The sequence below is a fragment of the Asaia siamensis genome (genome assembly GCF_014635085.1).
In the GTDB taxonomy this organism is placed as follows: domain Bacteria; phylum Pseudomonadota; class Alphaproteobacteria; order Acetobacterales; family Acetobacteraceae; genus Asaia; species Asaia siamensis.
In genome coordinates, this window is record NZ_BMCH01000002.1 from 197752 (window position 1) to 214906 (window position 17155).

General features: G+C 58.6%; 15 protein-coding genes and 1 pseudogene. 8 read left to right on the plus strand and 8 right to left on the minus strand.

What is annotated here, in order from left to right:
• Positions 1-9: 9 nt before the first annotated feature.
• Positions 10-3816, plus strand: coding sequence for a Hint domain-containing protein (locus tag IEV53_RS04460; RefSeq protein WP_188425588.1), 3807 nt, complete (start codon positions 10-12; stop codon positions 3814-3816).
• 308 nt (positions 3817-4124) lie between these two features.
• Positions 4125-5069 (plus strand): LysR family transcriptional regulator, encoded by a 945-nt coding sequence (locus IEV53_RS04465; protein WP_188425589.1) that lies wholly within the window; start codon positions 4125-4127, stop codon positions 5067-5069.
• Between the two features lie 30 nt (positions 5070-5099).
• Here the strand turns inward: IEV53_RS04465 and IEV53_RS04470 are convergent, their stop codons facing one another.
• On the minus strand, positions 5100-5282 hold the full coding sequence (locus IEV53_RS04470; RefSeq protein ID WP_308469321.1) for a DUF2256 domain-containing protein: 183 nt from the start codon (positions 5280-5282) through the stop codon (positions 5100-5102).
• 141 nt (positions 5283-5423) lie between these two features.
• Here IEV53_RS04470 and IEV53_RS04475 point away from each other — a divergent pair, with 141 nt between their 5' ends.
• Positions 5424-6233: an alpha/beta fold hydrolase gene (locus IEV53_RS04475; RefSeq protein WP_188425590.1), complete on the plus strand. Its 810-nt coding sequence runs from the start codon at positions 5424-5426 to the stop codon at positions 6231-6233.
• Positions 6230-7090 carry a sugar phosphate isomerase/epimerase family protein gene (locus tag IEV53_RS04480; RefSeq protein WP_188425591.1) on the plus strand — a complete coding sequence of 287 codons (861 nt, stop codon included), beginning with the start codon at positions 6230-6232 and terminating at the stop codon, positions 7088-7090. Before IEV53_RS04475 ends, IEV53_RS04480 begins: the two co-directional genes overlap by 4 nt.
• A gap of 101 nt (positions 7091-7191) precedes the next feature.
• Here the strand turns inward: IEV53_RS04480 and IEV53_RS04485 are convergent, their stop codons facing one another.
• The 5 genes from IEV53_RS04485 to panB all read right to left on the minus strand — a co-directional run bounded on the left by IEV53_RS04485 (position 7192) and on the right by panB (position 12268).
• Positions 7192-8052, minus strand: a complete 861-nt coding sequence (locus IEV53_RS04485) for a glucose 1-dehydrogenase (RefSeq protein WP_188425592.1) — start codon at positions 8050-8052, stop codon at positions 7192-7194.
• 173 nt (positions 8053-8225) lie between these two features.
• A complete protein-coding gene (locus tag IEV53_RS04490; RefSeq protein WP_188425593.1) occupies positions 8226-9536 on the minus strand; it encodes a PepSY-associated TM helix domain-containing protein in 1311 nt (436 codons plus the stop codon).
• A gap of 232 nt (positions 9537-9768) precedes the next feature.
• Positions 9769-10497, minus strand: a complete 729-nt coding sequence (locus IEV53_RS04495) for an SDR family oxidoreductase (protein ID WP_188425594.1) — start codon at positions 10495-10497, stop codon at positions 9769-9771.
• 110 nt (positions 10498-10607) lie between these two features.
• Positions 10608-11453, minus strand: a complete 846-nt coding sequence (gene panC, locus IEV53_RS04500) for a pantoate--beta-alanine ligase (protein ID WP_188425595.1) — start codon at positions 11451-11453, stop codon at positions 10608-10610.
• The gene (gene panB / locus IEV53_RS04505) at positions 11450-12268 is read right to left on the minus strand and encodes a 3-methyl-2-oxobutanoate hydroxymethyltransferase (RefSeq protein WP_188425596.1); all 819 of its coding nucleotides are present in this window, start codon (positions 12266-12268) and stop codon (positions 11450-11452) included. Before panB ends, panC begins: the two co-directional genes overlap by 4 nt.
• Before the next feature lie 200 nt (positions 12269-12468).
• Here panB and IEV53_RS04510 point away from each other — a divergent pair, with 200 nt between their 5' ends.
• Positions 12469-13566 (plus strand): branched-chain amino acid aminotransferase, encoded by a 1098-nt coding sequence (locus tag IEV53_RS04510; RefSeq protein WP_188425597.1) that lies wholly within the window; start codon positions 12469-12471, stop codon positions 13564-13566.
• A gap of 63 nt (positions 13567-13629) precedes the next feature.
• Here IEV53_RS04510 and IEV53_RS14750 read toward each other — a convergent pair.
• Both IEV53_RS14750 and IEV53_RS04520 read right to left on the minus strand, forming a co-directional pair.
• Positions 13630-13902 (minus strand): annotated as a pseudogene (locus IEV53_RS14750) (TonB-dependent siderophore receptor); the annotation flags it as partial.
• A gap of 362 nt (positions 13903-14264) precedes the next feature.
• Entirely contained in the window at positions 14265-14576 is a 312-nt protein-coding gene (locus IEV53_RS04520) for a hypothetical protein (RefSeq protein ID WP_188425598.1), read from the minus strand.
• A gap of 119 nt (positions 14577-14695) precedes the next feature.
• Here IEV53_RS04520 and folP point away from each other — a divergent pair, with 119 nt between their 5' ends.
• From folP to folE, 3 genes are read left to right on the plus strand one after another with little or no spacing between them, the layout of a single operon-like run.
• Positions 14696-15592: a dihydropteroate synthase gene (folP, locus tag IEV53_RS04525; protein ID WP_188425599.1), complete on the plus strand. Its 897-nt coding sequence runs from the start codon at positions 14696-14698 to the stop codon at positions 15590-15592.
• Positions 15589-16467 carry a 2-amino-4-hydroxy-6-hydroxymethyldihydropteridine diphosphokinase gene (gene folK, locus IEV53_RS04530; RefSeq protein ID WP_188425600.1) on the plus strand — a complete coding sequence of 293 codons (879 nt, stop codon included), beginning with the start codon at positions 15589-15591 and terminating at the stop codon, positions 16465-16467. Before folP ends, folK begins: the two co-directional genes overlap by 4 nt.
• Entirely contained in the window at positions 16464-17120 is a 657-nt protein-coding gene (gene folE, locus IEV53_RS04535) for a GTP cyclohydrolase I FolE (RefSeq protein ID WP_188425601.1), read from the plus strand. Before folK ends, folE begins: the two co-directional genes overlap by 4 nt.
• The last annotated feature ends 35 nt before the right edge of the window (positions 17121-17155 follow it).

The window sequence follows — 17155 nt, forward strand, 5'->3', positions numbered from 1 at the left end:
CATTAATTCATGACTACAACGATCAGTGGCGTATGGAGCGCGGTTCTCGTAAACGGCAAGACCGTGTACCAAAGCGGTGCATCCGTTATTGACGGGCCGGTCTCTCTGGGGGGCAATTCTCCGCTTCTCTATGTCACGAGCGGCGCGATAGTTACAGGCCTCACGTCACCCTTGTCCGGTTATTCGGCGGAGTGGGGAAGCGCCATTGTCCAGAGTGGCGGGACCCTGCAGAACTCAACGCTGCAGACCGTTGTCGCGATCATAAGTTCCGGTGGTGTACTGCAAGACAACACCCTGAATCATACGGGTGATAAAATATCCGCAGGCGGGATAGTCAGGAACAACGTCAAATATAATGGTGGAGATCTCTCGGCTGCACAGGGTGCACAGATTAATAACCTGTCGATCAGCCAGGGTAGTTCGCTTCTGAGTGGTGCTATTTGGTCCGGCGGCACCGTGCTGTCGGGTGGAATCGTCAGCGCGACAAGTAATAGTCTTGTCACCAAAGCTTTGGTTTCGAGCGGCGGACAAATCCAGATCCTTTCAGGAAGCACCGCGCAAGGTGTGCTGACCTCGGGAACGGGGCTCGGAAATGCCGTAAACGGTATTCAGGGATCGCTCATCCTGAGTGCCGGCGGCACAAGCTTTAATGCCGTAATCCAGGGCGGGTATATGGCAGTGCAAGGGACAGGCGCTCTGTCTCAGAGTGCTTATATCACCTCAAATGGCTGGCAAGATGTAGGCTCGAACAATAATGGCGCGACGGGCGGCGGCACTGCATCCGCCACAACGCTGATCAATGGTGGTGCGCAATTCGTCAAAGGGGGGACTGCGGTTGACACTTATGTGTCTTCTGGCGGTTTGCAGGAAGTCTCGGCAGGAGGGCAGGCCTCTGGCGGAACAGTTTTCTCAAATGGAAAACTGCAAGTCTATGCGGGTGGCACCGGCACTAACAATGTGGTTCTTGCAGGCGGGCAGGCGAACATATGGGGTGTTGCTCAGGCTTCCAATGGTTTGGCATCCGGACTCACAATCCAGAATGGCGGTTCTGCGGTCAGTCTGAGTGGCGGAAGACTGACCGCTCTCTCTTTGATGAGCGGGGGGCGGGCTATTGTTTCGTCAGGCGGTTCTATCGACCAGTCTGTCCTCTCCGCAGGTGGGCAGGTGCGGATTCAGTCTGGCGGCACGGCATCCCAGCTGACAGCGTTGGGCACCGGTTGGTGGAGTTATAGCGCGGGTGCCGTTTTGGTAGGGTCTGGTGGCACTGCGCTCAACACTGTCTTGTCGGGTGCCTATCAGGCGGTCCAGGGGCAGGGCGCCTATACGGAGAATACGCTGGTCACGAATAGTGGCTGGCAGGATGTCGGCCTCAATTCATTTGATGGATTGTATGGCGGCGGTATCGCCTCAGGCTCTGTTCTTGTGAGCGGAGGCAAGCAGTTTGTCAGTGGCGGTACGGCCCTGACAACCATGATCTCTGCAGGTGGCACCCAGACGGTCATGCTGCGAGGCGTGACCTCGGGCACGATTACGGCTTCTGGCGGTACGATGGCTGTGCTTTCTGGTGGCACAGCCTTCAATGCCAGTGCAGTGACCGGTGCGGTGGCGACGGTGTCGCAAGGCGGCACGGCTGCTGCTTCCGGAGGTGTTGCCTCAGGAATTGTCATCCTGAGCGGTGGGTCAGCTCTTGGTCTTGGCAATGGCCGGATGACGGGCTTTACAGTGCAGGGCGGTGGCCAGGCTGTTGTCTCATCCGGTGGCACCATGGATAACAGTGTGTTGTCCCTGGGCGGACAGGCGCGGATTCAGTCCGGCGGCACGGCATCACAGCTGACAGCCATAGGTAATGGCTGGTGGGGTACTGGCGCTGGTGCCGTTTTGGTAGGGTCTGGGGGCACTGCGCTCAACACTGTCTTGTCGGGTGCCTATCAGGCGGTCCAGGGGCAGGGCGCCTATACGGAAAATACGCTGGTCACGAATAGTGGCTGGCAGGATGTCGGCCTCAATTCATTTGACGGATTGTATGGCGGCGGTATCGCCTCAGGCTCTGTCCTTGTGAGCGGAGGCAAGCAGTTTGTCAGTGGCGGTACGGCCCTGACCACCATGATCTCTGCAGGTGGCACCCAGACGGTCATGTATGGTGGTGTTGTGTCAGGTTCTGTCGTGGCCTCAGCAGGCTTCATGACAGTTCTCTCAGGAGGGACTGGTTACAACGCTAATGCGTTTTCGGGTGGGCGTGTGGTTGTCGCGAGTGGGGGCACTCTTTCTGGCGGTATCATAGCATCGGGAGCAACTCTGAGCGGCTCCGCAGGTGCTCTTTGGGGAGGTAATCTCAAGGTTGGAGGATCTATCTCCGGAGGCAGCATTGTCTCAAAGGGGGTCGCAGAAATTTCGTCGGGGGGAACAGCGCGTGATTTGTTCGTTGCGTCTGGGGGCTCGCTTCAGGTCGACGCCGGGGGGACGCTGACTGGTCTCGCCAATCTTGCCGCCGGTGGGATTGCAACACTCGACGCGAGTGCTGGGGGAACCGTCAATCTTGGCGGAAACGGATTCAGTCGTCTCACACTGACTGGAACGACTAGCCCGTCTTCGATTATTTCGGGCTTCAACGGTACGTCGCCCGGCTCTTCGGACCAGATCGTACTACGCGATGTGCCCAAGTCGGATATACTCGGGCTAACATATCCTGACGCCGATCATGTCAAATTTCTCCTGACGGGTAATCGCTCCCTTGTCCTGAATATTCCAGGCGTGAAAAATTTTGGGTTCGATCTCTCAGAAGGATCCGGAAATTCGACTGTTTTTTCCGTATGCTTCCTGTCTGGCACGATGATTCGTACCCCTGATGGAGAGCGCGCGATTGAGACGTTGTCCGCAGGTGATGCCGTTCATGTTTATCACAAAGGCTGCGTCGAAACCCAGAACGTCATTTGGGTGGGATATCGTTCGATCACGGAAGAGGATAGCGCCAGCTACGACATTACGGATTATCCGGTGCGTATTGAGGCTGAAGCGTTTGGGGGCGGGATGCCTTACAAGGACCTGCTGGTAACCCCAGAGCATTGCGTTTTCATAGCTGGCAACCTTGTTCCGGTTCGTATGCTCGTGAATGGCCGGAGCATACGGCACGATACGAGCCTGAAAACTTATAGTTATTACCATATCGAAACAGACTGCCATTCAGTAGTCATGGCTGATGGGCTGCTCTGTGAAAGTTATCTGGACTCGGGAAACCGGCATGATCTCGCAGCTCGATCATGGGTGGATGCGCCGCTGTCCGTCGTTTCCGGCATGTCGGGAAAACATCGGATGGCTGCACCGCTCTGCGTATCACGAGCCTTCGTCGAGCCGATCTGGAAAGGGCTGGCTCGTCGCGCCGGACAAGTCTGCGACGCGAGAGACATAAGGCACATCGATCCGATGTTCCATCTGTCTACGGAAGATGGTCATATCATGGAGCCTCTCCGCGTGGCTGGTGATCGTTATATCTTCCAGATTCCAGGGCATTATGGGGCCGTTTATCTCTGCTCTCGTGCTGCGCGTCCGAGTGATGCGGTCGGACCCTATGTTGATGATCGTCGGCAGCTAGGCGTCCTGATTGGGGCAGTAACCCTCTACGATCCCTCCTCGACCCAAGAAATCGACGTCCGTGATTTCCTTCATGCAGCGCGGGGATGGCATGCCGCGGAGAACGGTCAGTTAAGATGGACGAGCGGCAGGGCGTTTTTGCCACTGGACACGCTCAAGGATGCGGGGATGCGTATCCTGGCTGTACAGATCGTTGCGGGTGGTCCCTACCATTCTGCCACTCACTGAGAAGCGCCATTTCAGGATCGCGGAAAGCTGAATCGGCCTCAGCTTTTGCATTCTGACTGAGGTCTGCTGCTGGACCGGCAGTATTTCTCTCGGACTGCGCATTCATGCTTGGCGCATGCAGTTGGAATGATGCCGCTTTGGTGAGTGGCTTGGCGCCGTGTTGCGCGCGGCAGCCATAAAGATGCTACGCGACCCAATCGGCAAATATGCACCTGATATATTAATTATAATTTCGTTGGATCGACCTCGTTATGAAGCATGATCGTTGCCAAAACCAAATTAGGCTACGGGCGTCAAAGAGGGTAGACATGAATATAGAAGGTTTTGACATCGAGCCGCATAGTGCGATGAAAAACATGAAGTTGAGATACTTCCGTGTTATTGAAGAGATATTCAATGCTCAGTCTCTTGTTGGCGCTTCATCGAAACTGAATCTTACACCTACGGCTGTCTCAAAAGCTTGTCTGGAAGTGGAGAATATACTGGGTGTAAAGCTTTTTACGCGTTCCAATTCAGGCATGATGCCGACTGAAATCTGCCAATCAATCGTTGAAACCAGTCGTATTATAAAGGCCGAACTTGAGAAGCTCGCCCATAAGGTCAATGAATTCAAAGAGATCAGGACTGGCACCGTGAATATCGGCTTCCAGGCTCCGGCTTTGGAGAAGCGCATAATGAGTGGGATTGCGCAACTCAAGACAAAAGATGCGGCACTCAAGATACGGATTGTCTATCGTGAAAGACCCTATCTTCTGGATATGTTGGAAAGCGGTGATCTTGATTTTGCTTTTGTTGATTTTTTTCAGCTCAATCAGAATAAAAGCTTCGATATGAGTGTTATGCATCGCGATAACTGCTTTGCAGCATCACGTGAATCTTCAATGTCTATCCCCGAATTGCTTGAGGGCTGGGAAGAAAACAGGAAAAAACTCTGGATACTGCCAGTAAGAGGTGTGGCTTTGAGAGAGCGTTTTGATGCGACCCTATCCGCCCGCGATCTGCAGCCACCCAATAATATTATAGAATATAATTCATCTGTCGGATTGGAGGATTTATTTGTCTGCACGAACGGATGGGGTATTTTGCCTCTTTATGCTGTGCCAATAATAGAAAAATACATAATATTAAATGATCATTACGATATGCTGGAAGAGATGAAGCTGGAGAGTGGTCTTGTGTGGATGAAAAACCATACGCGCACGCCTCACATTGAAGAGGCAATTGGAATGTTTTTGAATAACCAGACGGATTAGTAGGAGCATTTTCATGATAATAATGATCTATTATTTTGCCTCAGATAGACCCTTTTTTTCTCGGCAAAAATCAGAGCAGTAACGCACATTATCCCAGTCTCGCTCCCATTTTTTTCGCCAGGTAAAGGGTCGTCTACATACCGGGCATATCTTCGACGGGAGGTTGGCCTTGTCCGGCCTTGACGGCGCTGGTCCTTTGCCTCGACTCATCATGTATCCTTTCGGTGCTGCTGTTTTTCTGACAACGCAACACGGCAGTCGTGTTTCATTCCCTCATGCAGAAGGAACCCCGCTTCGCTTCACGCGCTTGCCAAAGGATTTCTGATCCGGTCACGCAATCGCGAGGAATGCGCCATGCCCCATATTACCGCCAGCGACGGAACGCAGCTCTATTACGAGGAAAAGGGCCAGGGTCGCCCGCTGGTCATGATCCATGGCTGGACATTTTCGGGGCGGTTCTTCCATCGCAACGTGCCGGTTCTGGCCGAAAAGGCGCGCGTCATCACGCTCGATCTGCGCGGGCATGGAGAGTCTGGCAAGCCCGATCATTCCTATCGCATCCCGCGTCTGGCCGCAGATCTGCGTGACCTGATGGAGGCGCTCTCGCTTGAAGACGTGACCGTTCTGGGCTGGTCAATCGGCTGCCCGATCATCTGGTCCTATCTCGAACTTTTCGGCAAGACGCGGCTGCGTAATGCCATTTTCGTCCAGCAGACGCCCAGACAGTATTTCTCATCAGAATGGAAATATGGCCATGCGGCCTGTTACGATCAGGCCGGGCTGGCGGAGACCATCCAGAAGCTGACCCTGACTCCCGAGGCATTCGACAGGCAGAACCTGACTGACTGCCTTGCGACCGAGCTTGGAGATGATGAGCGCAGCATGCTGCTTGCTGAAATGGCGAAGAGCCCGGCCCATGCCCGTGCAGCCATGATGTCTGATCACACCGTGCATGACTGGCGCGACGTGCTGCCTCATTTTGATCTGCCCGCTCTGATGATGATTGCCGAAAAAGACGCGGTGCTGGTGCCTGAAGGGCCGTCATGGGTGGCTGAGCACATGCCGCATTGCGACTCCGTGCGCTTCACGCAAAGCTCGCACATGCTGTTCATCGACGAGGCCGAGAAGTTCAATCAGGCAGTTCTGGAGTTTCTCGCAAGATGACCGATTTCCCGTTCCGCTTTGGCGTCAACCAGTTCACGACCCAGCCCTGGTCTTTCGAAGAAGATGTGGCGCGTTATGCAGCCCTTGAGGTTGACGCCATAGAAATATGCGAGGCCAAGCTCGACCCGGCTCACGCAGGGCAGCAGATGCTGGCTGCCAGGGAGGCCGGGCTGTCGATCAGCGCCGTTCAGCCCAAGATTAGAACGTTTTTCGGCAGCAAGATGGCCCCGCAGCCCGAGAGCGTCGAAGAGCGTGTCGCGGCCTTCGCCCAGAGTCTGAAAACGCTGGCGCCTCACGCAGAAGGGGCGTCTTTTGTCATGAATACGGGCGCCCCCCCCGATGGCAACATGCAGCGTTGTCTTGATGAAACGGTGCATCATCTGCGCCGTCTGGCGCCGCTGGCAGCCGATCTGGGCGTCACGATTGCCATAGAACCGCTCAACCCGACCTCGATCAATGTCGAGACAGCAATCTGGACAGTCGATCAGGCCCTCGATCTGCTTGACGCAGTAGGACATGCGTCCTGCGGTCTGTGCCTGGATTACTGGAATATCTGGCAACAGCCTGATTGTGCCGCTTCTATCCGCCGTGCGGGCGAGCGTATTTTCGTATTGCAGGCCAGCGACTGGCGCACACCCTGTTCCGGCATGGATCGCCTCGTTCCCGGGTCGGGGTCTATCCCGCTTGGGACCTTGCTTCACGCAACCTATGACGCCGGCTATCGCGGTGTCTGTACGCTTGAGATCTTCTCATCAGGCGTGCCGGACAGTCTTTACGATCAGGATCTGTCAGAGGTCGTGCATCAGGGGCGTCTGGGGTTGATGCGGGCCTGGAGCGGATACGGGAAACAGCGCTGACCCCTCTCGGAGGTTTGCGGCGTAAAGACGCGTGGCGCTATCAGGCGCCACTATGAGGTCAGGGGCGGTATATTACTCCGCCCCTGACATTTATCGGCTAATCAGCCGTTGATGATCGTGCCGCCATTGACGTGCAATGTCTGCCCCGTCACGAAAGACCCGTCTTCGCTGGCCAGATAGACATAGGCTGGGCCAAGCTCAGCCGGGTCGCCACAACGATCCATCGGCACGGAATTCGCGAGTTCCGAAACCTGCTCCGGGTCGATCGGCCCCCAGCTGGCAGGCTGCAAAGGCGTCCAGACCGGCCCAGGGGCGACGGCATTGACGCGAATGCCCTTCGAGACCAGTTCGAGTGCCAGAGCGCGGGTGAATCCCATTTCAGCGGCCTTGGTTGTCGAATAGGCTAGTAGTCCGGCACTGCCCCGATAGGCGTTGATCGAAGAGGTATTGATAATCGCGCTGCCTTTGCCGAGATGCGCGAGCGCTGCACGGGTCAGGTAGAAATAGCCATTGATATTCGTGTCCATATGACGCTGCCATTCGTCATCGGTAATGGTGGCGCTGTCCTCGTTGACCACCTGCCAGCCAGCATTATTGACCAGAATATCGAGGCCGCCGAAGGCTTCGGCCACCTCGGCGACGGCCTTGTTGCAGAACGCGCTCGATCGTACGTCGCCAGCAATGGCCAGCGCCTTGCGCCCCTCTTTTTCGATCAGACGCACCGTTTCCTGAGCGTCTTCATGTTCTTCCAGATAAAGAATGGCGACATCGGCGCCTTCACGGGCGAAATGCAGGGCAGCGGCCCGACCGATACCGCTATCGGCGCCGCTGATGAGCGCCTTGCGCCCTTCAAGCTTGCCGCTTCCGCGATAGCTCTCGCGAATATGAATCGCGGCGGGGCGCATCGGCGCCTCGACGCCGGGCTGATGGGATTGCGATTGGGGAGGAATCTGGTCGGGCATGGATGACGCTCCTGCTGTGCTGCCCGTCAGGGGCAGCTTTCACGGATATGTGAGAAAGCCCTCCCAGCCATGTATGTTCCGGTCTGATATAATGCTCAAGGTTTTGTGAACGATGGCGTGCTGCCCGGCGCGGTCACAGCTGAACGTGTGCATACTCTTCCACAAGCCCTTGATCAGCCCTTTTCCTGAGCTGTTCCCGGCAGGGCCGGGCGTGGTTTTTTCAGCTGTGCCCTGCGCCGGGCGCGTCTCTTGCGGTCCCAGATCAGCACTCCGGTAACGGATAGAAGGGCAGTCACAACACCGCTTGCACAGACAATAATACGCCCCGTCATCCCTGCAAGGCGCCCGCTATGGAAAGGGTCCTGAAGTTGCAGGATCAGATCGCCCAGTTTTCCCTCAGGCGGTACGCTGGCCTGCACCGTTGCGCCGGTGTCGAGGGCGATTGTGATTAGGGGGCTGCCAAAACCGGCCGGTAACTGCCCTGTATCGCTGAAGAGATAGAAAAGCGCGCGTTCCGGCGTGTGGGTCAGCATCACGGCGGCGGGGCGCGCCTGCCAGCCCCGTTCCTGTGCGTCTCGTCCGGCCAGGGCTTCGGCCTCGTCCGGTTTCACCATGTGAGGGCCGCCCGGGAGGGGAGTTTCTGACGCAGGCGGCGCAACCGGGAAAAGCGTGCGAACAACCGGCTGAAAGATCTGCGGACCCAACGCCAGCGCAACACCACTGATCGCCATGCCAAGCAGCAGGATCCAGAGCCATAGCCCGAAAGCCCGGTGCAGATCGAAAAACAGGCGCAGGGCGTTTTTGGGGGAAGCAATCTGCCAGGCAGGTTTCCAGCCGCGCCAGAAACCCTTGCGCCAGGGTGGTGTGACTGGCGGCAGCGTCAGCAGCAGCCCGTTGAGGCAATCGAGTGTCCAGATCAGGGCCGTGATGCCGACAATCCACAAACCTGTGGTGCCAGCAGCGAGTGAGTAATGCAGCCTGTAGATGAAGGGCAACAGGACGCGCCGGTTTAGGCAGCATCCTTCGGCGACACGAGCGCCCAGCTCATGGGCATCGCCGGGGTCGAGAAAGATCTCGTCAGGCCTTGAATGGCCCGAAGGCGTGAGTGCGGGAGTGAGATAGGCATGAAGCGTGCCACCGGGGGCAGGCCGGTATTCGAGCGCGATCAGGGGCTGATCGGGGTGAGCTTTCGCGATGGCTGCGGTCAGGACCGAAAGCGGCAGATGCCGGTCCGGGCTTTGCGTGGTCCAGAGATCCGGGTTGAGCACCCGGTCGAGTTCGGTGCGAAAAACGCTGATGCTGCCCGTCAGCCCGATGACCACCAGAAGAGGCGCCAGAACCAGACCGATATAGCGATGTAACGCCACCATCGCGCCACGCGACTGACGCAGCGGCCAGAAGGGACTCCCCCCTTTCGGGCCGGATTTCGGGCGCGGTACGGCGCGTTCTGATCTGTTGAGGATTGGCGCACTCCATCGACGCAAGCCTGTGCTCCGACCCCATGGGATCGGCACTCGCTCTAAAGACCTCGCAACTGAGAGTCAATCGCAACCTTTGGTTGTGACAGGGGGAGCGGAGTTCAGGCCTGGCTGGAGGCGGATGCCGCAAGGGAAGGCGCTTTTGCGCGCTCCAAAACAAAAACCCCGCCATGAAAGGCGGGGTTCTGACGATCTTCCCTCAGGCGCATGGCGCCTTGAAGGGCGATGAGGCGACGTATCAGACGTCAAAGCCATTGGGCAGCAGCACCAGATCGCGCACCACCGTGCCCTTGCGGCGCGTGAGCATGAAGATCAATGCTTCGGCCACGTCGGAAGGCTGCATCATGCCGCCGCCTTCGAGAGCAGCCTTGCGGCGCTCGGGGTCCCAGTCATTGATCAGCGGCGTGACAACCGGGCCGGGCTGGATTGCGCCGACGCGAACGCCATGCGGTGCCAGCTGGCGGCGGCAGGTATGGGTGAAAGCCTGCACAGCGTATTTGGAGCCAGTATAGATCGGCTCGGCCACGATCGGCACAACACCTGCCACAGAGCTGGTGATGATGATATCGCCGCTGCCCTGTTTGATCATGGGCACCATGGCGACGCGCGCCGAATGGAAAGCCGCATTGATGTTGAGGTTCAGCATGCGATCCCACACATCCGGGTCGCCTTCCCAGGCGTTACCACCGACATAGGAGCCAGCATTGGCAAACATGATGTCGAGGCGGCCCTGCTCGGCCAGAACCGTATCTACGGCCTGCTGGATGCTGGCATGACGGAAGAGATCGACCTCGACGCCGTGCAGCTTGTCGCCAAGCTCCTCACGGGCCTTTTCCATGGCCGCCTTGTCACGGTCGAGGATATAGACAATGGCGCCAGCCTTGATGAGGTGACGAACGCATTCCAGACCGATGCCGGAAGCTCCGCCCGTTACGGCGGCGATCTTGTCCTGAAGCGGAAGCGACATGCTTGCATACCTTCTTGTGTATAGGCGCCGCCCATAAGGAGGGCACCGGAGGCCCGCCATTCAGGTCGTGCCTCACTATACGGGTATAGTCGCATGAACCTTGTCAGGGTCTAAATAACGATGTTGTCAATAAGACGCACAGATTCGAGAGCTGCTGCTACCAGTAATCGCAGTCCGACATTGTCATGTTTTGTCGTGAATACAGTCGTCACGGGTGTCAGACTCTCTGCCTCGCAGCAGGCGAGATAGTCGATCGGGCCGAAACCCGCCGCCACAAGCGCGGCTCTTCCTTTATCGAGCGCCTCTGCGATGGGGTGACCCTGCCTGATGGCAGTGGCTGTCTGCTGCAGAATGGCATGCAGGGCTGGCGCGTTCTTTCTGCCCTCGGGTGACAGACGTCTGTTGCGCGAGGAAAGCGCCAGACCGTCGGACTCGCGCAGCGTAGGGCAGGCCACGATGTCGATCGGCAGGTTGAGGTCCTGCACGAAGCGTCGGACGATCTGCAATTGCTGCCAGTCTTTCTCGCCGAAAAACGCGCTGTCGGCTTCGGTCAGAGAGAAGAGCTTCGTGACGACGGTCGCCATGCCGTCGAAATGACCCGGCCTGTGCGCGCCCTCCAGTATCCCGGCCATCGCACTGACCCTGACCGTGCTGCTGAACCCTGCGGGATACATGGTTTCGGCAGCCGGAATGAAGAGGGCATCCACGTGGCCCAGAAGCGCGATATCCTCGGCTTCGGTACGCGGGTAGGTGGCGAGATCGGTCGGGTTGTTGAACTGGGTCGGGTTGACGAAAATCGATACGATGACGCGTTGTGCCTGGGCACGCGCCTGTGTGACGAGGCTGAGATGGCCCTCGTGAAGCGCCCCCATGGTCGGGACGAATCCGATTGTTTCGCCCGCCTGTTTCCAGCCTCTGATTGTCTGCTTCAGGGTCGCGATATCACGGATGATCATGTCCGCTCTCCAAAGCTGTGTTCGGAACCGGGAAAGGCGCGACTGCGGACATCCTGTGCATAGGATGCAAGCGCCTGTTCGGCCTGTTCGGCGAGATTGGCGTAACGCTTGACGAATTTCGGTTTGAAATCGGCAAAAAGCCCGAGCATGTCGTCAATTACGAGAATCTGCCCGTCGCATTCCGGTCCGGCACCGATGCCGATGGTCGGAATGCCAAGACGGGTCGTAATATCAGCACCAAGGCTGCGCGGCAGTTTCTCCAGCACGATCGCGAAGGCACCGGCCTCTTCGACCGCACGCGCGTCGGCTAGCACGCGCTGGGCGTCTTCATTGCGCCCCTGCACCTTGTAGCCACCAAGCACATTCACCGCCTGCGGCGTCAGTCCGATATGGCCCATCACAGGCACGCCGCGTGCGACCAGAAAGGCGATGGTCTCTTTCATGGAAACGCCGCCTTCGAGCTTCACCGCTGCCGCACCTGTCTCGGCCAGCAGGCGTGACGCGTTGCGAAAGGCCTGTGCAGGGCTTTCCTCATAGCTGCCGAACGGCATGTCCACCACGCAAAGCGCCTTGCTTATGCCGCGCATCACCGCCTTGCCGTGCAGAATCATCATGTCCATCGTCACGCCCAGCGTCGATGGCAGGCCATGCAGCACCATGCCCACACTGTCTCCCACCAGCACGACATCGCAGGCTGCATCGGCGAGCCGGGCGATCGGGGTGGTATAGGCCGTCAGACAGACGATGGGTTCCTTGCCCTTACGAGCCTGTATGGCCATGGGTGTCAGGGTCTGGATGGGGGTCGATGCGCTCATGAAGGCCCTCTCAAATCTTTCTGTCCGCCGCGTGATCGCAGAGCTTCAGGTCTTCGCCAAGGCACTTGCTTATCGAAAAAACCTGCCATCACGATGCAGTCAGGCACTGGGCGCGTTCTTCTCTCTCCCTTTCAAAGGGTGTCAAGATGCAGCGAACGGGATAGAGTGCCGTCACAATTGACCAGAAGATGGAACAGACCATGGTTTCCGAAAGCGCTGCGCTGCAATTCACCATCGAGCCCACGAGCAACCCGACCCCTGCGGATCATCGTGCCGAGCTTATCGCCAACCCCGCTTTCGGCCGCGTATTCACCGATCATATGGCCATCGTGAAATACAGCGAGAGCCGTGGCTGGCACGACGCGAAAATCACCGCGCGCAAGCCGATCTCGCTCGATCCGGCAGCCTCCGTCCTGCATTACGCGCAGGAGATTTTCGAGGGCATGAAGGCCTATCGTACCGAGAGCGGGGGTATCGCTGCCTTTCGTCCGGAAGAGAACGCCAGACGTTTTCGCGCTTCTGCCGACCGTATGGCCATGGCCGATCTGCCGCAGGAAATCTTCATGCAGGCCGTCGACGAACTGGTGAAGATCGATCGCGACTGGGTGCCGGAAGGCGAGGGCAAGAGCCTTTATCTGCGCCCCTTCATGATTGCGACCGAGGTTTTCCTCGGTGTGAAGCCTGCCTCCGAATATCTCTTCATGGTCATTGCCTGCCCCGTCGGCGCCTATTTCGGCTCTGGCTGCGTGTCGGTCTGGGTGTCTGAGGATTATACGCGTGCAGCCCCCGGTGGCACGGGTGCGGCCAAGTGTGGTGGCAATTACGCGGCAAGCCTTGTGGCGCAGCGCGATTCCAAGTCGCATGGCTGCGATCAGGTCCTGTTCCTCGACAGCCGCGAACAGCGCTTTGTCGAGGAAATGGGCGGCATGAATGTCATGTTCCTGCGTGATGACAACACGCTGGTCACCCCGCCTCTGACGGGCACCATCCTGCCCGGTATCACGCGTGACGCCATTCTTCAGCTTGCCAAGGATCGCGGTTTGAAAATCGAGCAGACCCCGCTCGGAATCGACGAGATTTTCGCCGGCGCCGCGTCAGGCCGTTACAAGGAGGCCTTCGCCTGTGGCACAGCAGCGGTGATCAGCCCCATCGGCACGCTGCGTCGCACGGGTAGTGAAGCGGTCTTCGGCGACGGCAAGACGCCGGGTGAGGTATCGCTCGGGCTGAAAAAGGCCCTGACCGATATCCAGGCGGGCAAGACAAATGATGCCCATGGGTGGATTCACGCGATCGTCTGATCCGATGCCTGATGGCGGGTTGGTTGCGTACCCGCCATCAGCGATGAGAGTCCTTGTGCCGCTTCAGAAGTTCGAGCGCAGGGTCAGCATGTTGCTGCGCGGCTCGCCATAGAAATTGTAGTCATTCAGATTGCCGAGCCGTTGATAATAGCGCTTGTTGGCGATGTTGTTGAGCGTGGCATCGAGGGACAGATAGCGGTTCCACTGATAACCGGCCTGTATCGAGGCCACGACGTAGCCGGGCTGGGTAACCAGATGGTTCGTGCCCCAGGTGTCGGTCTGTGCATCGAGACCACCCCCGACACTCCAGACATTGCTGCGGGCGCCGCGATAAGGCTCAAAGCGATAATGGGTCCAGAGCTTCCAGAGATGGCGCGGCGAGTTGCCCGCATAATCAGCCCGGCCTGGGTTGCATTGCCGTTATTGACGATCCGGTTGTCGTTATAGGTGTAGCTGGCATTGCTGTCCCAGCCTTGGGCGGGGCGTCCGATCAGTTCGGCTTCAGCGCCCTGACTTCTGGTCTTACCCGCAGCGACATAGCAATCAGACACGCCACTCAGGCCGCACACAGCCCCTATGGCACCATGAAGGACGCCCGATGAACGGCGCGTCCCTGCATGGTCGAAATCTGCTTCCCGTCCCGCCTCATGTCAGAAACCGTCTGCGGCTTCCGCAGTATTCGGGCGGGGGCAGTGCCTTCAGTAGTTTTCGTCGATTGCCTCGGGTGGTGGGCCATGACGCTCCGGTGTCATCGTGCGGCTCATGGCCGCGACTTCCTCATTATTCGAAGCGGGCTGAGGCGTGAAGCCCGGGTGCTCGCTGCGTCGTTCAAGAAGCACGCTTTCGAGGGCCGAAGGATCGGCCGCTTCTGCCTGACGGAAAAGCTGTTCTGCCTTTTCCTGTTCGCCTTCCTCCTCAGCGCGGAACGCTGCCTCGGCCAGGGCGCGGGCGCTCTGGTGCTTGTTATCTTCACCGTCGAAAATGGGGGTGTCGAACTGGTCGTTGGCCATGATGCGTCTCCTTCTTGCCGGTTCAAACAGCCATGGACGGGCGCGGTTCGTTTTTCTGGACCTGTCTGCTCCCATACTTTATGAGCGTGTTTCTCTCAGTCCCGACGTGAATGGATGTTATGGAAGCGGCCGGTTCCGCGGTGCAGAAGGCTCAGTGGCAGGGCAGGCGCGATGCGCTCGTCGCGGCGATACAGGGCGCGCATGGGGCCTACGTCCCTCTTGTCATGGGCATTGTCAACGCGACGCCCGACTCATTCTCCGATGGGGGGCGGCATGATGCGCCCGATCAGGCCATTGCCCATGCCCGCCGCCTTGTCGCCGAAGGGGCGTCGCTGATCGATATCGGCGGAGAATCGACCCGGCCCGGCGCCGATTTCGTGCCTGCATCCGAAGAAATTGCCCGCACCCGCCCGGTCATAGGCGCTCTGAGCGCTGGCCCTGCCTTTCTCTCAATCGATACCTATAAAGCCAGTGTCGCGCGTGAGGCCGTGCGTGCGGGGGCGGTCATGATCAACGATGTCTGGGGGATGCAACGCGATCCTGCCATGGCGTCGGTGATGGCCGAAACGGGTGCGGTGGCCGTGCTGATGCATAACCGCGAGACGATCGATCCGGCTCTCGATCTGCATGATGAATTCCGGCGCTTTTTCGATGCCATTCTGGTTCAGGCCGGGCGGGCAGGTATCCGGCGCGAGCATATCGTGCTCGACCCCGGTGTGGGCTTTGGCAAGACAGATCCGCAAAACCTCGAAAGTATCCGGCTGATCGGCTCCCTGCGCGAGGAATATGGCGTGCCGGTCCTGCTTGGCCTGTCGCGCAAATCGCTTTTTGGTCGTCTGCTTGGCCGCACGGTGGATGAGCGTCTGGCCGGAACACTGGCGGCCAATCTCTGCGGCCAGTTGCAGGGGGCTGCCATTTTGCGTGTTCATGACGTCGCACCCCATGTCGATGCCGTGCATATCACTGGCCTGCTTGCCACCAAGGCCGTGCCAGCAACGGGGAGTTCGCGGTCATGACCCAGTCGATCATTCGCCTTGACGGGATTCATGTGTTCGGTCGGCATGGTGTCCTGCCGGAAGAGACACGGCTCGGGCAGAAATTCCTAATCGATCTGGTGGTCACGGTCGATACGGCCCGGGCCACGAGAGACGACGATTATCTCTTTGCGGTCTGTTATGCGTCCCTGTGCGACAGGGTGGTGGCGCTTGCCGCAGGCGAGCCCGTGCGTCTGATCGAAACGCTGGCCGACCGGATAGCCGAAGATCTTCTGGCGCATTTTCCGACCATCGCGCGCCTTACGGTGCGGGTCAGCAAGCCGGGCGCGCCCATTGCGCATCCTTTCGGCATGGTCAGTGTCGAGACAACGAAAGAGCGCCATCTGCCGGTCGGTTTTTCGCTCGGGTGCAATATGGGCGATCGCAAAAGCGCTCTGGACCTTGCCGTGACCTGGCTCGGCCTGACGCCTGGCCTGGAGATCGACGCGGTCTCGAGCCTGTATCGCACCGCCCCATGGGGCGGGGTGGAACAGCCCGATTTCTACAATCTCTGTGTCACGGGGCGGACCAGTCTCGATGCCATGGCGCTTTTGCGTGTGTGCAAGGAAATCGAGACGCGTCTCGGTCGCGTGCCTTCTATACGCTGGGGGCAGAGGGCAATGGATGTCGATCTGCTTTATCTTGGCGCGCAGGAAATGAGCAATGCCGTGCTCACCCTGCCACATCCGGGCATTGCGCAGCGGGCTTTTGTGCTCGTTCCCCTTGCAGAAATCGCTCCCGAACAGAAAATCAGTGGACTTTCCGTTTCGGACATGTTGGACAGGCTCCCCCGCGAGGCTGATGACGTTGTCCCCTGCGCGGAAGACCCGTCTTGCATTGCCGAGGACCAGAAATGACCAAACCGACTGCCGATCTCGTGGCGCTGGATGCCGCTCGCCACAAGGGGCAGGGTGGGGAGCGCCCCATCGCACCGATCGCAAAACCCGAAGATGCCGAAACACGCATTGCCGGTGCGGTGCGTGAAATCCTTCAGGCGCTGGGTGAAGACCCCGACCGCGAAGGGCTTTTCGAGACGCCGGGTCGCGTGGCGCGTATGTATCTCGACGTGCTGGGCGGGCTGCATGAAGACCCGCGTGAGCATCTGCACAAGCAGTTTCTGGCTGACCAGCATGAAGGCGCCGTGATCGTGCGCGATATCGGCTTTCATTCGATGTGCGAACATCATCTGCTGCCGTTTTTCGGCAAGGCGCATGTGGCCTATCTGCCCGAGGGTGGCCGTCTGACCGGGCTGAGCAAGATCGCCCGCACCGTGAACGTGCTGGCGCGCCGTCCGCAGCTGCAGGAGCGCCTGACGGATCAGATCGCCGCTTCCATCATCGAGGTGCTGGAACCCAAGGCCGTCATGGTTCTGGTCGAGGCCGAGCATATGTGCATGGCGATGCGCGGCATTCGCAATGTCGGCAGCCGTACGGTTACGACAGTTGTGCGTGGCACCTGGCAGCGTGATGCTGCGTTACGTGCCGAGATCATGTCCTTGCTCAAGGGCTGAGCCTCACGCCGCTGTGGTTTGACGCATAAGCCCCG